Source organism: Phocaeicola sartorii JCM 17136 = DSM 21941 (assembly GCF_054653615.1).
In genome coordinates, this window is the sequence record NZ_BAAIFW010000005.1 from 160,041 (window position 1) to 176,346 (window position 16,306).

The 16,306-nt window shown below is 44.5% G+C and carries 9 protein-coding genes, 1 tRNA gene and 1 pseudogene; 3 read left to right on the plus strand and 8 right to left on the minus strand.

Annotated features, from left to right (window positions below):
- Positions 1-378 precede the first annotated feature (378 nt).
- Together ACYQ0C_RS00770 and ACYQ0C_RS00775 are read right to left on the minus strand one after the other, a co-directional pair.
- Positions 379-2,595 (minus strand): glycoside hydrolase family 97 protein, encoded by a 2,217-nt coding sequence (locus ACYQ0C_RS00770; RefSeq protein ID WP_016275174.1) that lies wholly within the window; start codon positions 2,593-2,595, stop codon positions 379-381.
- A 41-nt stretch (positions 2,596-2,636) separates the two neighbouring features.
- The gene (locus ACYQ0C_RS00775) at positions 2,637-4,487 is read right to left on the minus strand and encodes a glycoside hydrolase family 13 protein (RefSeq protein ID WP_016275175.1); all 1,851 of its coding nucleotides are present in this window, start codon (positions 4,485-4,487) and stop codon (positions 2,637-2,639) included.
- Positions 4,488-4,734: 247 nt separating this feature from the next.
- On the opposite strand from ACYQ0C_RS00775, the gene susR reads away from it, so the two are divergent.
- A complete protein-coding gene (susR, locus tag ACYQ0C_RS00780) occupies positions 4,735-6,330 on the plus strand; it encodes a SusR family glycan utilization regulator (RefSeq protein WP_016275176.1) in 1,596 nt (531 codons plus the stop codon).
- A gap of 66 nt (positions 6,331-6,396) precedes the next feature.
- On the opposite strand, the pseudogene ACYQ0C_RS00785 reads toward susR, so the two are convergent.
- Positions 6,397-7,745 (minus strand): annotated as a pseudogene (locus ACYQ0C_RS00785) (MFS transporter).
- A gap of 74 nt (positions 7,746-7,819) precedes the next feature.
- A complete protein-coding gene (locus ACYQ0C_RS00790) occupies positions 7,820-10,498 on the minus strand; it encodes a 4-alpha-glucanotransferase (protein ID WP_016275178.1) in 2,679 nt (892 codons plus the stop codon).
- 650 nt (positions 10,499-11,148) lie between these two features.
- Between ACYQ0C_RS00790 and ACYQ0C_RS00795 the strand changes: the two genes are divergently transcribed.
- Positions 11,149-11,658 carry a hypothetical protein gene (locus ACYQ0C_RS00795; RefSeq protein WP_016275179.1) on the plus strand — a complete coding sequence of 170 codons (510 nt, stop codon included), beginning with the start codon at positions 11,149-11,151 and terminating at the stop codon, positions 11,656-11,658.
- A gap of 135 nt (positions 11,659-11,793) precedes the next feature.
- On the opposite strand, the gene gyrB is transcribed toward ACYQ0C_RS00795, so the two are convergent.
- From gyrB to ACYQ0C_RS00810, 3 genes are all read right to left on the minus strand, one after another.
- Complete coding sequence (gene gyrB, locus ACYQ0C_RS00800; protein ID WP_016275180.1) at positions 11,794-13,758, minus strand: DNA topoisomerase (ATP-hydrolyzing) subunit B; 1,965 nt, start codon at positions 13,756-13,758, stop codon at positions 11,794-11,796.
- A 460-nt stretch (positions 13,759-14,218) separates the two neighbouring features.
- Positions 14,219-14,473 (minus strand): 30S ribosomal protein S20, encoded by a 255-nt coding sequence (rpsT, locus tag ACYQ0C_RS00805; protein WP_016275181.1) that lies wholly within the window; start codon positions 14,471-14,473, stop codon positions 14,219-14,221.
- A gap of 42 nt (positions 14,474-14,515) precedes the next feature.
- Positions 14,516-14,587: transfer RNA gene (locus ACYQ0C_RS00810), tRNA-Glu, on the minus strand.
- A 245-nt stretch (positions 14,588-14,832) separates the two neighbouring features.
- Here ACYQ0C_RS00810 and recO point away from each other — a divergent pair.
- A complete protein-coding gene (gene recO, locus ACYQ0C_RS00815; RefSeq protein ID WP_016275182.1) occupies positions 14,833-15,558 on the plus strand; it encodes a DNA repair protein RecO in 726 nt (241 codons plus the stop codon).
- Positions 15,559-15,840: 282 nt separating this feature from the next.
- Here recO and ACYQ0C_RS00820 read toward each other — a convergent pair whose 3' ends face one another.
- Complete coding sequence (locus tag ACYQ0C_RS00820; RefSeq protein WP_016275183.1) at positions 15,841-16,290, minus strand: GatB/YqeY domain-containing protein; 450 nt, start codon at positions 16,288-16,290, stop codon at positions 15,841-15,843.
- Between the last annotated feature and the right edge of the window lie 16 nt (positions 16,291-16,306).

Below are 16,306 nucleotides of genomic sequence, written 5' to 3' on the forward strand. Positions count from 1 at the left end.
TAATTATTTCAAGTTTATATTCTCAGTTAAAAAATACCTATTGAAAACTGTTTTCCCAAACAACCTGATTTTCTAATCAATCTCTGTTATAATGTATGTTTTTACCTTTTAGAATGATTGGCGGCTGCTTTAGCTAACCATCATCCTCACTTACTTTTTGTTTTGTTTGTTACAAATGTAGCGGTCTTATAGAGCGATTTTTGAGACAAGAATAAAAATATAAATGATTTAGTGCTAGTGCAAATCATATATAATTGATTCATAGTATAATATACTGATTGGCTTATCTTAAAAATATAACTATATGTGAACTGTTCAAGGCTCATCCGGCTACATTTTATGAGGATTAATGTTAACTGTTTGTCAAAAGATCACTTTCTATAACCTCTTGATGCCTTTTAATTCTGCTTTATCTTTTACCTCTTTAATGCTGATTGCATAACCACCACCGCTTGCTGCGTGTAAGTTCAGTTTGCTTTTGTTGGTCACAATGCCTTTACGGATAGTATATGCCTGCGGATTATCTTTCCAGTCGGCATCTTTTGCATCTGCATATACGGTTGCGATGTATTTTTTGTCCGGGTCAAGAAAATCAAATATCAGTTTTGAAGTATGACCGTTCTCGTCTGCCGTACAGCCGATATACCAGTCGTTGGTTCCTTTGGCTTTACGGGCAATGGTAATATAGTCTCCCGGTTCGGCTTCCAGGTATTTGGTTTCATCCCAGTCGATGGCCACGTCTTTAATGAATTGGAAAGCATCCATAAAGCGTTCATAGTTCTCGGGTATGTCGGCGGCCATCTGTAATGGGCTGTACATTGTTACATACAAAGCCAGTTGGCGTGCCAAGGTAGAACGCACCTGTGAGTTGTTGGTAGGATTCATCTTGTTACAGTGGGTTTCAAAGATACCCGGAGTGTAGTCCATCGGGCCGCCTATTAATCGTGTGAAAGGCAGGATGGTGGTATGGTTTACGTTGTTACCGCCAAACGATTCATATTCAGTACCGCGTGCCGATTCGTTACCGATCAGGTTGGGATAGGTGCGGCAGATTCCGGTCGGACGTACAGCTTCGTGGGCGTTTACCATGATTTTGTAGTCCGCAGCTTTCTTCACTGCATACAGATAGTGGTTGTCCATCCATTGTCCATAGTGGTGTTCGCCACGTGGAATGATATTGCCTACATAGCCGCTTTTAACAGAATTATATCCGTTGTCTGCCATGAATTGGTATGCTTGGTCCATGTGGCGTTCATAGTTACGTACGGAAGCCGATGTTTCATGGTGCATCATCAGTTTTACGCCTTTGCTTGCAGCGTAACTTTGAAGTTCTTTTACGTTGAAGTCAGGATAGGGGGTTACAAAATCGAATACATAATCTTTGCTTTTTCCGAACCAGTCTTCCCAGCCTTCGTTCCAGCCTTCTACCAATACCTGGTCGAATCCATGTTCTGCTGCAAAATCAATGTAGCGTTTTACGTTGGCGGTGTTGGCGGAGTGTTTGCCGTTAGGTTTTGTTTTGCTGTAATCGGTTTCACCTAGTTTTACACTGGATAAGTCGTCTGTGTAAGCCCATGAGCCTTTTCCTGTAATCATATCCCACCATACACCGATGTATTTCACGGGTTTGATCCAAGAAGTATCTGCTATTTTGCAAGGTTCGTTCAAGTTCAACGTGATGCGTGAGGCAAGAATGTTGCGGGCATCATCACTAACGATGACGGTACGCCACGGAGAAGTACAGGATGTCTGCATATATCCTTTGTCACCTTGTGCGTCCGGAGTCAGCCATGATTCGAATACCAGATTTTTATCATCTAGGTTCAGGTGCATACAAGCATAGTCTATCAAGGCTGCTTCGTGCAGGTTGATGTATAAGCCGTCGTCTGTTTTCATCATCAGGGCAGTCTGTACACCTGTTGGTGAGAACGGAGTCTGTGAAGAGTTGGGGGTGATGGCTTTGTTCATCAATCCTCTGATCTCCGACAGGCGGGAAACGGTGTAGTCATATTCCTGTGTGTCGTAATCTCCCGGAATCCAGTAAGCGGTGTGGTCACCTGCCATGGCAAATTGTGAATGTTCTTCTTTGATCACGAAATAGTTCAAGTTTTTCTGCTGTGGAAATTCATAGCGGAAGCCTAACCCGTCGTTGAACAGACGGAAACGGATGATGATATATCTGTCATTGGCAGGCTGATTCAGCGTGACCGCCAATTCATTATAATGGTTGCGGATTTCTTTTTCTTCTCCCCATACCGGTTGCCATGTTTCATCGTTGGTAGATGTCCGGACATCCTTTAACTCGAAACCGTTATAAAGGTTTGTCTTGATATCCAGTTTGTCTATCTCTTTTTTATCAGTCCATTCGAAGTCGGTTTGGGCGTTTGCGTCTTCCTTCTTTAATTCCAATCCCAATTTGCTGGGTTTGACAACTTCCTTTTGTTTATAGGTCAGCTCATACGTGGGAGCGCCCTGGTCGTCCAGTGTGAATGTCATCTCCAGATTTCCGTCCGGCGAGGTCAGTCTCTGTTGTGCATTTGCCATGAATGAGATACAGAGAAATGCGATAAGTGAAAGATTCTTTTTAAATTTCATAATATATACTGGTATTAAATTATAAGCATTTGCTGATTGTACTAAAATTCTAAGATGAGTATTCCACGGCCTGGAAGCGTCAAGTCTTTGTCCAAGTTGATGTTTTCATCCGTTAAAACATCATGGGCTGACGTTGCCGGAAGTACTTCCTTGTATGGAGCCAGGTCAAGGGTTTGCGTTTTGTCTGTTCCATTCATGAGAACCGTTATCGATTTGTTTCCGTATTTTCGTTCGTAAACGTAAATTCCTTTGTTGGGAGCGAAATGTTTCAATCCGCCTTTGGCTATGATTTCATTCCCTTTTCTCCATTGGAGTAATTTCTGCATATAGGCAAAGGCTTCATTTTGCTGCGGAGTACGGTTAGCCTCATTGAAACAGTTGCGTGGGTCATTTTTCCATCCTCCGGGGAAATCACAACGTAACAGACCGTCGCCGTTGGCTTTATCTGCCGCCATCAGGATTTCTGTCCCATAATAAATCTGGGGAATGCCACGTGTGGTCAGCAGGAATACAAGTGCTTGTTTGTAGCGTTCGGTATTTTGTGTGGCTTCTTCATTTAAGTAAAAGCGTGAAGTGTCATGGTTGTCAAGGAACACGAGCAGGTTCATCGGGTCTGCATATACCAGATCCTGAGTAAGATAATCATAAAGACGATATAAACCGCCGTTCCAGTCAGTTGTCTCTTCGTCAAAGGCTTTGTTCATTTGCTCCATCAGCGGGAAATCCATCACGGTGCGGAGATTGGAATTTCTGGGAGCGGCCAGTTTGCTGTCTTTCTGCCAGAAAGAAACCAGTACATTGCTGTTCAACCAGGTCTCACCTACTATGTTGAAATCGGGATACTCATCGGTCACGGCTTTACACCATTGTGACATCATGTCGAAATCGGCGTATGGGTGCGTGTCCTGGCGGATGCCGTTAATCCCTGCATATTCTATCCACCAGATGCTGCTTTGGATCAAGTAGCTGGCTACATGGCGGTTGCGTTGGTTCAGGTCGGGCATTGATTCTGTAAACCATCCGTCTACGGCTATCTTGCGTTCATAATCGGAAGCGTGGATATCCTGTACGCTCGCTGTTTTATAAGAAGTTTGTGTGTAGTTTCCTTTAAAATTGAACCAGTCTTTGGAAGGCATATCTTTGAAAAGATAGTTTTCGCTGCCACAATGGTTGAAAATCATGTCCATAACGACTTTCATACCTTTGCTGTGTGCTTGTTCCACCAGCTTGCAGAATTCTTCGTTGCTGCCCAGCCTGCGATCTACCTGATAATAATCGGTAATGGCATAGCCATGATAGGAACCTTCTTTCATGTCATTTTCCTGTATGGGGTTCAGCCAGATTGCTGTAACTCCCAAGTTGGAGAGATAATCCAGATTGTTCTCAATCCCTGCGAGGTCTCCCCCGTGGCGGGCGAACGGATCGTTACGGTCTACTTTAGCTTCCAACATTCCCGGTACGACATCGTTCGAGGGATTTCCGTTGGCGAAGCGGTCTGGCATAATCAGATATAATACGTCACCGGCGTTGAAACCTTCCACTTTGGAAGCAGCTGCCTTACGCTGTTTTATTTCATACGGCACGACGGTTTGCTTTTTACCCTGTTTCAATGTGATTTGGAAAGTCTGTGGAGCAGCTTCCGATAAATCCATATATAAGATTAAGTAATTGGGATTCTCTTGTTTGACAACATCTTTCAGCAGAATGTCTTTAGAGGAGATGCTTACATCACTGGAGGAAATATTGTCGCCATACAGTAAAATCTGTAGTTCAGGGTTCTTCATATCCGCCCACCAGAAACTTGGGGCTACTTTTTTTATGATGCTTGCGGACACTGTGTGCTGCAAACCCAATAATGCGAGTAATGTCATAAGTACAAATGTTCTTTTCATAATATATAGAAATTAGTGTTATATCCTCCTATCATTTGGATATTGCAAATGTAGGAGTGGAACAGATGAAATTTGAGGACTAGAATAAAAATATAAATGTTTTTAAGACCCAAGTATCTGATAATTAGATGATTTTTCCTATGTGCTATCCTTGAAAATATAAATGTCAATGAAAATATTTTCGTTGAAAAACTTTATTCTAATTACTTATATTTATATATTTGTGAATCTATAATAAGTATATAAGATGAAGAATGTAACCTATTTCCTTATATTGTTTTTGTTGACCTTGGCAACTTCATTGTTTGCTGATAAAAACAGCAATGAGGAAGTGCTGAGAAAGTTAGATCGGATAATTGATAATAAGGTCGCTTATCATGTTCAGAAGGAAAAAGAGCTTGTGGATTTAAAACAACGTCTTCACCATTCTGGGGATAACAGGGAGAAGTATGAACTTTGCGGTTCTTTGTTTAATGCTTATCTGCATTATCAAGCTGATTCCGCATTGTATTATATTAATGGGAAAATGAATTTGTTGCCCCTGTTGGATCATCCGGAGTTGAAGAACGAGATTATCATTAACCGTGCTGAGGTGATGGGAGTGATGGGAATGTACAATGAGGCTTTGGAGCAATTGGAACGTGTGGATCCGTTGGAATTGGAACGGGGGACTTTGGCTTATTATTACCGGACTTATCGGGCTTATTATGGTTGGGTGGCCGATTATACCACCAATAATGCCGAAAAAGTGAAGTACTTGAAAAAGACCGATGCTTACAGAGATTCTATTCTTATAGCTACTGATCCATGTGTAGACAGGAGCATTGTATGGGCCGAGAAAAAGATCGTTAACGGCTGGGTGGATTCTGCTTTGGTCATATTGTCGGATATATTGAAAGAAACACCGGATGAACGGCAGAAAGGTTATATTTACTATACTTTTTCCGAGGCTTATGATATGCGGGGGGATATTCAGAAAGAAATTTATTATCTGGCTTTGACTGCTATTACAGATTTGGAATCGTCTATTCGTGAATATGCGTCTTTGCAGAAATTGGCCCAGCTGATGTATGAGGCGGGTGATCTGGACCGTGCCTATAAGTATTTGAATTGCTCGATGGAGGATGCTGTAGCCTGTAATGCCCGTTTGCGGTTTATTGAGGTAACGCAGTTCTTTCCTATTATTGACAAAGCCTATAAACTGAAAGAAGAGAAAGAGAGGCAGATTTCCCGTACCCTTTTAATCAGTGTCAGCTTGCTTTCTTTATTTTTGCTTGCTGCTATTTTTTATCTGTACCGGTGGATGAAGAAATTGTCAGTCATGCGGCAGAATCTGAGTCTGGCAAATCAGCAGATGCAGGAAGTGAATGCTGAGTTGGCACAGACGGGGAAGATCAAGGAAGTATATATTGCCCGCTATCTGGACAGGTGTGTGATTTATCTGGACAAGTTGGAGTTCTATCGCCGTTCTTTGGCGAAACTGGCGATGGCTTCCCGTATAGACGATTTGTTTAAAGCGATTAAATCCGAGCAGTTCATACGAGATGAACGGAAGGATTTTTATAATGAGTTTGATAAGTCTTTCCTGGAGTTATTCCCTCATTTCATTACGTCCTTTAATGAACTGCTGGTAGAGGAGGGAAGAATCTATCCGAAATCGGGGGAGTTGCTGACTACGGAGCTGCGTATATTCGCTCTGATCCGTCTGGGTGTAACCGATAGCAACCGGATTGCTCATTTCTTGGGATATTCTTTAGCAACTATTTATAATTACCGCAGCAAGATGCGTAATAAGGCGATAGGAGACAAGGAGACTTTCGAACAGAAAGTGATGGATATTTAATAATGTGCTAATATGCCAATGCTTACATGTTATTTAGCACATTGTCACATTAGCACATTAAAAAAATTACTCCTTCTCTTTGATAATACTTACACAGCCGGCGCCGATAATCAGAAATACTCCGGCCAATACCAGCATATTTACTTCCGGAGCCACGTTGTCCGGACTGGTGAACATTTACCTCCTAAAGAGGCAGCCACAATCTGGGGAACGCAAATCGTTCCGTTGAACAGTCCCAGATAGGTTCCCATGTGTCCTCCTGTCAATGCATTGGTGAGGATGGTAAAGGGAAGGGCCAGCATGGCTGCCCATGCGCAACCTATCAGCACAAAGGATGCGAACAAAACATACTGATTGTGGATAAAGAAGATGGAGATAAATCCGATGCCTCCTAATACCAGACTGAGTATGTAGGCGAATTTACGGTTCTGAATCATCGGGATGACCGTAGCCCAGATAACGGAACCGATGGCTTGGACGGCAAATAAGATTCCTACCCAGTCCCCCGCTGTCTGGTATTGTACGGATTGGGTATCCAGAACCATCCGGGAAACTCCGTTTGTCATGGTTTCTATAACCGGTGTGTCAAACACATTCAAGGCCACTGTTCCGTTGGTGTAAGTCCACATGAACATGAAAGCGGCCCAACAGAAAAACTGTACCAGTCCTACTGTCCAAAAGGCTTTGGGAGCCTTGACCAGCAGCTTGAGCATCGTTGTCTTTTCTTTCTTGTCCTCATGGGTGATGCCGTGATAGGCCGCATACTCTTCGGGAGGGAACTCCTTCACTTTGGCCGAAGTGTAGATCACACAAAGAATCAGTATCAATGCGCCGATATAGAAAGAATAGATGACAGAATCGGGAATAACACCTTTGGGAGCAATGTTACTGATGCCGATGGCGGCAAAAATAAACGGGAAAAGATATCCTGCCAGACTGCCGGCATTACAGAGAAAACTCTGAATGGAGTAAGCCAGTCCTTTTTGTTTTTCATTCACCATATCGCCCACCATCATCTTGAAAGGCTGCATGGCCATATTGATAGAGGTATCCAGGAACATCAGTGATATCAGGCCGAACACCATGGCCGCACTGACCGTCATCCCGAAACTGCCCGCATTGGGGAGCAGGCACATCACACAAACGGCAACCAAGGCTCCTATAAACAGATAAGGAATACGCCGTCCGAAACGTGTCCAAGTACGGTCGCTCAGTGCGCCTATGATGGGCTGGACGATAATTCCTGCCAGCGGAGGCAGTATCCAGAAATAACTTAAACTATGCGGGTCTGCTCCCAAAGTGGAGAAGATACGGCTGATATTCGCGCTTTGCAGGGCGTATGCTATCTGTACACCGAAGAATCCGAAACTGATATTCCATAGTTTCCAGAAACCTAAATCGGGAATTTTTTTCATGGTATGTGTGTTATTGATTATCGTTGGAATGGAGATTCACCACAGACAGCTCCGGGGCTGTCTGTGGCGGATGCTTAAAATCTGCCGGCAGTGTCAATCATTTCCACCAGCTTTTCATTGAACTTCTTGTTCTTTATTAGTTCTTCTAAAGTGAGATGCATACGGTACCTCCAGTAATGCCTTGGATTGGCGGGCACATTGATACGTTCCGCATTGACATCGGGATAGCGGACTTCCTCGTCCATTGACAGCCAGTCTTGGAAGGAAAGGATGCACAGTAATGACGGACATTCCAGATGATGGCGTACTATTTCCTCACAAACCCATCCCGGGGCCGAGGCCGGAACTTCCCCCCAGTGTCCCATTACATGGTTGTAGTAGCGGCAGGTCTGTTCATAATCTTCTTCCCACCATCCCCGCAGAGTGGACATGTCGTGAGTGGAGATAGTACAAACCGAGCGGTACGGATATTCCCACACGTGACCGAACTCATGTTTGGGATTCTTGGGCATCCGCTGGATTTCCAGACTCAGAATCTGTAATTGATCCATAACCCAAGGCACGCAGTCGGGCACCATTCCCAGGTCTTCTCCACATACCAGCATGGAGGTGGCTTGTGTCAGGACAGGCAGTTTCTTCATCGCTTCCTGATACCAGAACTGGTTATGGCGTTGGTAATAATAATGATTATACAGACGGTTGAAAGCGTCTTTCTCCTTCCAGTTGAGGCGTCCGAAGATGAAATCATTCTGAACGGCGATTCTTGGATGGTACATGGATGGGTGCTTGCGGTCGGGAACAAACAGCACATCGCTTATCAAGGCATATACTCCTTCGCGTATACGGATGCTTTCCTCGTCTTTTTTATCGGAGAAGTAAGTTTCAACTTTGCGTTGGGTATCATATTCCGGGCGCATTTCATAAATGTCATCATGAACATGCTGCACGAATGTTTCTTTTACAAAAGCGGCTTTGTCACCAAACATCTTGTTCAGCATCTCTTCGTTGATGAACGGTCTGGTCATGAAGTCCTTTTGGAACGGTAGTCCGTAACTTTGAATTTCGTCCACACTCATAGGCAATGCCGGTACAAACTGTCCCAGCAAGCCATGTACCGAATGGGACGGGATTTCCCAGATACGGAAAAAACCAAGGATGTGGTCTATGCGGTAAGCTGTGAAATACTCCGCCATTTTGCGGAAACGCTTCTGCCACCATTGATAGTTGTCCTGCTCCATTACATCCCAGTTATAGGTAGGGAAACCCCAGTTCTGTCCGTTCACGGAGAATGCGTCGGGCGGCGCGCCTGCCTGACCGTTCATGTTGAAATAATACGGCTCAATCCATGCCTCCACACTGTTGCGGCTGATGCCGATCGGAATATCACCTTTAAAGATAATACCTTTTTCGCGCGCATAGTTTCCTGCGTCAAGCAATTGGATATGCAAATTATACTGTGTGTAATAGCAGAAAGCTATTTCTTCATAACAAGGACTGTCCGGTGCGCACAAGGCTGCTATTTCTTCCGCCTTGTATGCTGCATGCTCAGGCCATCGGCTGAAATCCGGCGTGCCATACAGATCTCTCAGATAGCTGAATGCGGCGTATGGCAGCAACCAATGTTCATTCTCTTCAAAGAATTTTTTGAATTCGGCCGAAGCCAGCACTTTCCTTCCGGTTTGTTGGAACATCACTTTTAAGTAGGCACGTTTGGCATTGTTCACCGCCTCATAATCTATTTGGGGAAGAGCGTTCAATTCTTGCCGTCGGGCTTCAAAAGCAGCCAGTGCTTCTTTATCCTTCATCCTGCCCAGTTGGTTCAGATCGATATACATCGGGTGGAAAGCATAAATGGAGATGCTGTTGTAAGGATAAGAATCCATCCAGGTATGGGTGATGGTCGTATCATTGATAGGGAGGATCTGCACTGCTTGCTGATGGGTTTTTACCGCCCAGTCTATCAGTTTCTTCAGATCTCCGAAATCTCCTACTCCAAAACTTTTCTCACTGCGGAGAGAGAATACGGGGATAGCCGTTCCCGCCACTTTACGGGCCGATGAAGTGAAATGAACTTCAGTTTCCGGTGTCAGGTAGATTTCTCCTTTTTTCAATTCCGGATTATTAAGCATCCGGTTGTCGTGGTTCTCCCATTCCTCTACCTGCTTGCTGTCGGCGTTGCAGGCAACGAACTTATAACTCAGCGGAAATTCCAACGTAGAAACATTCAGTGTGATAGTCCATTCGTTAGGTTGTATTTCTTCCATCAGGACTGTCTTTTGAATATTCCAATCGCCCAGTGCCGGGCAGTCTCCGCTGATAGCCAGCACTTGATGCTTATGATGCAGGCAAGGGCATAAGGCCCGGAAGGTGATGCTTCCATCGGCGCTTGCTGTCACTTTTATAGTTGCTTCGGGCTGATAATCGCCACTGAAGGCGGAACTGTATAAGTAAGATTCAGCCGGCAGGTCTTTCCAGAAATCATTTAGTATGTAGTGGCAGTTCTTCTTCTTTCCGGGACAAAACAGATGTGCCATGGTTCCGCTTTCACGGCGGATGCACTGTCCGTCACGATAAACGCCATAGCGGTAGGAGACAGGTACGTTTGCGGGGAGATCCGGCATTTCTGCTCCACCTTCCCACTGTTCTCCGTTGGGAGTACGAAGGATGATAGGTTCACTATTGTTTCCGTTCAGTATCACACCAAGTTCTTCACCCCAGGCTGTACGGTATTCAATTCGAAATGTGAGTTTCATGTTATTATTCGAGTTAAATGGTTTAATGTCCCAAAATTAAGACTTTCTGGCAGAATATCGCCTTTCATCCAATTAATTTATAAGAAAAATGAGTGGGGGCGTGTTTGTTTCCTGCTTTCAATGATTGCAGTTTTCGCCCATTTCATCGGGAAAAACGGCTGAAAGAAGTCTTTCAGCCCCAAGAGAAAAATATAAATGGGTTATAGTGATTCTCTTTGTACAAGTATAGGTTTGTGATCGGATTAATTCTAGGGCAGAGGCTGTTGTGTTATTGGTGATGAGAATCTTTTTATTTTTTTCTTAAGTGTTCTTTCTTTATGGATGAAGGATTATGCTTAATTGTTTCTAAAACAGATGGTTAAATAAATAAAAAAGTAAGGTCGTTTGTGTCCGATTAATTGCCCCCCCCCCTTTTTTTTCTGTAGTTTTGTAAGAAAATAAAGCATGACGGGCATACGTTTGGTCTATGCTTTTATGAGCGAAGATAGAGTCTGATTGTGTTGCATTCAATACAAAAATCAAGAGGAGATACGACTGAAGCCGATGGATTCTATGGAGTTTCATTTTGAACCGGATGCATTCAACTCATTTGAGGTCTTGGCCGTTATGGCTGATACAAAATAAAGTATTAATTTAAAATTCCAATCGCAATGAAGGATGTAGTAAAACTTATCATTGGGATACTGCTGGTGGTGGTAGCCCAGTCATGTAGTCAAAAGGACTCTATTGAAAATTCATTGAATTTAACAGCGCCAAGTGGTGATCTCATTTCTGAGAATACCCTCTCTCTTAAAAAAGAACTATCTACTGTCATTGCACAGAAACATGGAATCAGTGGCGATGATTTTCAACTAACAAAGATTGATTATGTGCCATTGGAAACCGGATATTCGGCTACTATTACCTATAAATATGATAATGATAAGGAAGATGTTATAATCAAAGCTTGTAATGTCCGGTTTACTTATGTTGCTCAGAGCATAGTCATACCTGATGACAAAGGCAGATCAGCAAGTGACAGAAGTATTCTTATCTCATGTAAAAGTGAGAGCGGCTCATGTAAACCGGTAGCGACTTTGGGAACAGATCATGAATTGCATTATACCTGTGAGGGAGGTGATGATTCTTCTCTTGTCTTCTCGTTCCCGGACGATAAATAAAATTGTGAAAAAGAAGAAGCATGTCGTACTTCCTGTAAATATATCATAAAAGCCCCGGCTCCCTTATGGAACCGGGGCTACCTCAAATTGTAAGATGTGAGGATGGGTTTTGATAAAAAAATGATGAATGAAAAATTACGCGTCTATATTCGCATAGGTCGCGTTTTTCTCTATGAACTCGCGGCGTGGAGCTACATCATCTCCCATCAGCATGGAGAAGATATAATCTACGTTTGCGGCGTTGTCAATTGTCACTTGTTTCAGAATACGTGTCTCAGGATTCATGGTTGTTTCCCACAGTTGTTCCGGGTTCATCTCACCTAAACCTTTGTACCGCTGTGTATGGATTCCGTTTTCTTGTCCGTCGCCATATTTTTGTATGAATGCCTGGCGGGCTTCTTCGGTGTAACAGTATTCGCTGATTTTTCCTTTGCTGCATTTATACAAGGGCGGATTGGCGATGTACAAATGACCGTTTTCTATAATTTCCGGCATATAGCGGTAGAACAATGTCATGATAAGGGTGTCGATGTGAGAGCCATCGACATCGGCATCGGTCATGATCACCACTTTGTGATAACGCAGTTTGTCGATATTCGCTTTTTTGCTGTCGTCGTTTCCGTCCACACCGAAACGGACGCCCAGAGCGGTGATGATATTATTGACCTCGTCGCTTTCAAAAGCCTTGTGCCACATCGCCTTCTCCACATTCAGGATTTTACCTCTCAAAGGCAGAATCGCCTGGAAAGCACGGCTTCGTCCTTGTTTGGCAGAACCACCTGCCGAGTCACCCTCGACCAGGAACAATTCACATTCCTCCGGATTGCGGCTTGAACAGTCGGCCAGTTTGCCCGGCAGTCCGCCCCCGCCCATCGGGCTCTTTCTTTGAACAGATTCACGAGCCTTGCGTGCGGCGATACGCGCCGTCGCAGCCAGAATCACTTTATCGACAATTTGTTTCGCTTCTTTCGGATGCTCTTCCAGATAATACGTAAGCGCTTCACCTACAGCTTGGTTCACGGCGCCGCTCACTTCGCTGTTACCCAGCTTGGTCTTGGTCTGCCCTTCGAACTGTGGCTCGGCTACTTTCACTGAAATGACCGCGATCAAGCCTTCGCGGAAGTCCTCTCCCGAGATTTCGACTTTTGCCTTTTCCAATGCTTTGGTATCTTCGGCATATTTCTTCAGCACGCGGGTTAATGCGCTACGGAAACCGGCCTCGTGTGTGCCGCCTTCTATTGTATTGATATTGTTTACATACGAATGCAGGCTTTCACGATAGCCTGTATTGTACATGATGGCACATTCTATGGGAGTATTGTTCTTTTCGGTATTCAGATAAATGACATCATCAATCAGTGCGTCGTTGTTACGGTTCAAGAAACGTACAAACTCTTTCACTCCTTCGTCCGAATGGAATATTTCTTTCTTGAAGCTGCCATCCTCTTCCTGGATACGGCGGTCGGTCAGTGAGATGGTGATACCTTTGTTCAGGTAGGCCAGCTCACGCATACGTGCCTGCAGGATATCAAATTTATATTCGGTGACGGTGAAGATGGTATCATCCGGCCAAAAAGTTTGTTTGGTTCCGGTAATATCAGCGGTTCCTACTTCTTTTACAGAATAGAGCGGATGTCCGCAGCTATATTCCTGCTGATAAATCTTGCCGCCGCGGAATACCTGTGTGGTCATGTGATGAGACAGCGCATTCACACAAGAAACACCCACACCGTGCAGACCGCCCGAAACCTTGTAAGAACCTTTGTCGAACTTACCTCCTGCGTGCAGCACAGTCATCACCACTTCCAGCGCGGATTTCTTTTCTTTTTCGTGAAAGTCCACCGGGATACCACGGCCATTATCCTGTACGGTAATGGAGTTGTCTTCATTGATGGTGACTTCTATATGATCACAGTAGCCGGCCAATGCCTCGTCGATAGAGTTGTCCACAACCTCATAAACCAGGTGGTGCAATCCCTTTTCGCTGATGTCTCCGATGTACATGGCGGGACGTTTACGTACAGCCTCCAGGCCTTCCAGTACCTGGATGTTGCTGGCCGAGTAATTGTTTTCGCCGTTTATCTTTTCTTCTTCACTCATGTTTGATTCAATTATCTTAAATTTAGCCTTCAAAGATACTAAAAATTGCTGAGACGGGTAGCTTTTATGGACTAAAAAACGTAAAAAAGAGGGGATGGGGCAGGGGTGAAACGAGGGAGGGGCCGGATACACCGGACAAAGTATGGGCGTGTGTGTTTATTTCGGGGGAAAGTATCCTGGAAATAAATGGGTCTTATTTTTCCTTCAAATCCTTCACGATCGCGTAACGGGCTTTCTGCCAGCTACTTGCAATGAACGATTTCCTTTCAAATCCTTCATGAATGTTTCAGAATCTTCAGTGGTCTGCTTTCCGGGGAGGATGGGCGGGGGCCTGCGTGTCTTTTGTAGATGTTACGTTTGCGGGGATACAGGCCGCTTGTGCTTTGCGGGGTGCCTAAAAGACAAAAGGCCGGATTAAAAAATAATCCTGCCTATTTTATCTTTTGGTTTAAGACTTTGCTTAAGCGAGTTTGCCAATGTAAACAGCCAATTTTGACTTCAAGTTAGCGGCTTTGTTCTTATGAATGATATTGGTCTTAGCAAGCTTGTCCAACATCTTCTGGATGCCCGGATACATTGCAACAGCTTCTGCTTTGTCAGTAGTTGCACGAAGTTTTTTAACAGCGTTACGCATAGTCTTTGCGTAATATCTGTTATGAAGTCTTCTCTTCTCTTCCTGTCTGATTCTCTTTAATGATGATTTGTGATTTGCCATCTCGACTAATCTTTAGTTTTGTTCTTTTATTATTTTTATTTGTAGCCCGTGGGGGAATCGAACCCCCCTTTCAAGAATGAAAATCTTGCGTCCTAACCGATAGACGAACGGGCCGAGCCTTGATTTTGCCGAGCCTTAGCTTGGCTTGCTTTCGGAGAGTGTTTTTCTCTTTTGCGGTTGCAAAGGTAGGAACTCTTTTTGAATTGGCAAAACATTCGGCATATTTTTTTTAGAAATACGTGCATTTTCATCTAAATGTCTTATTTTTGTATGCTCCAAGGGTGCGTGTCTTTATGTGGAAAGGCAAAAAACGCATTCCGGACGATGATTACCTGACTATATGAATAAGGAGAAAGAGTATGCTTCAAAAGACGGTGGGGATTGTTCTTCATACCTTGAAATACAATGATACTTCGAATATCGTTGATGTTTATACGCGCGAGCATGGCCGCGCTTCTTTTCTGGTGTCCGTTCCCCGTTCGCGGAAGTCGGCGGTGAAGACGGTATTGTTCCAGCCGCTTTCCATGATAGAGTTTGAGGCGGACTACCGTCCGATGTCCAGTCTGTACCGTATAAAGGAGGCGAAGTCGTGGTATCCTTTCCGCACATTGCCATACGATCCTTATAAATCCTCCATTGCCATGTTCCTGGCGGAGTTTCTGTACCGGGCCTTGCGTGAGGAGGCGGAGAACGGGCCGCTGTTCGCATATTTGGAGCATTCTATCCGGTGGCTGGACGAATGCGACAGGAGTTTCTCCAATTTCCATCTGGTTTTTCTGATGCGTTTTTCACGTTTTCTCGGTCTGTATCCTAATACGGAGGATTATAGGGAAGGGTGTTTCTTTGATATGCTGAATGCCTGTTTCGTGTCTGCCCGGCCTTTGCATGGCGCTTTTTTGAATCCGGACGAGGCTTCGCGCATCAATCTTTTAATGCGTATGAATTATGAAACGATGCATCTTTTTGCCATGAGCCGTCTGGAGCGTAACCGCTGTCTGGTTATCATGAATGATTATTATCGTTTGCACTTGCCGGATTTTCCGGTGCTGAAATCGCTGGATGTACTGAAAGAGTTGTTCGCTTGATCCTTTTGAGCTTGCCGTTTCACCTTAGTGATGAAGTTGTATCACTTGGGTGATGAGGTTTGATCATCCTAGTGATGAAGGTTCATCACCCGGGTGGTACGATAAGTTCAAAAGGCGGTCAATGGATATTCTACCTGATCCGGTCGTCTATCTGAAAGGCTGGTCCGGCCTTTTGTCCAAGGCGGTTGCCTCTCACTGATTATATAAAAAAAACGAAACTTCTGTCCGCAAAGATGAATCCGGACAGAAGTTTCGTTTCTTGAATAATGGACGGGTGGAGTATTATCCCAGTAATTCCTTCACCTTGGCCGAGATGGCGCGTCCTTCGGCCTTGCCTGCCAGCTTTTTGGTGGCGACACCCATCACCTTGCCCATATCCTGAGGACCGGCGGCGCCTGCCTCTGCGATGATTTCTTTCAAAGCCGCTTCCAGCTCTTCGTTACTCATTTGTTTGGGCAGATAGGCTTCGAGCACTGCCACCTGGGCCAGTTCGGCTTCTGCCAGGTCGGCACGGCCCTGTCCTTGATAAATGGCGGCTGAGTCTTTCCCTTGTTTTACCAGCTTCTGCATGATTTTCAATGCAGCGTCGTCCGTCAAAGTGTCGTTGGCACCCGGAGCGGTCTTTGCTTCAAGGAAGAATTTTTTCACATTACGCAAAGTTTCCAGTTTCACTTTGTCCTTGGCTTTCATAGCCTCTTTGATATCGTTGCTGATTACGTCAAATAAATCCATGGTTCTTTTCTATTTT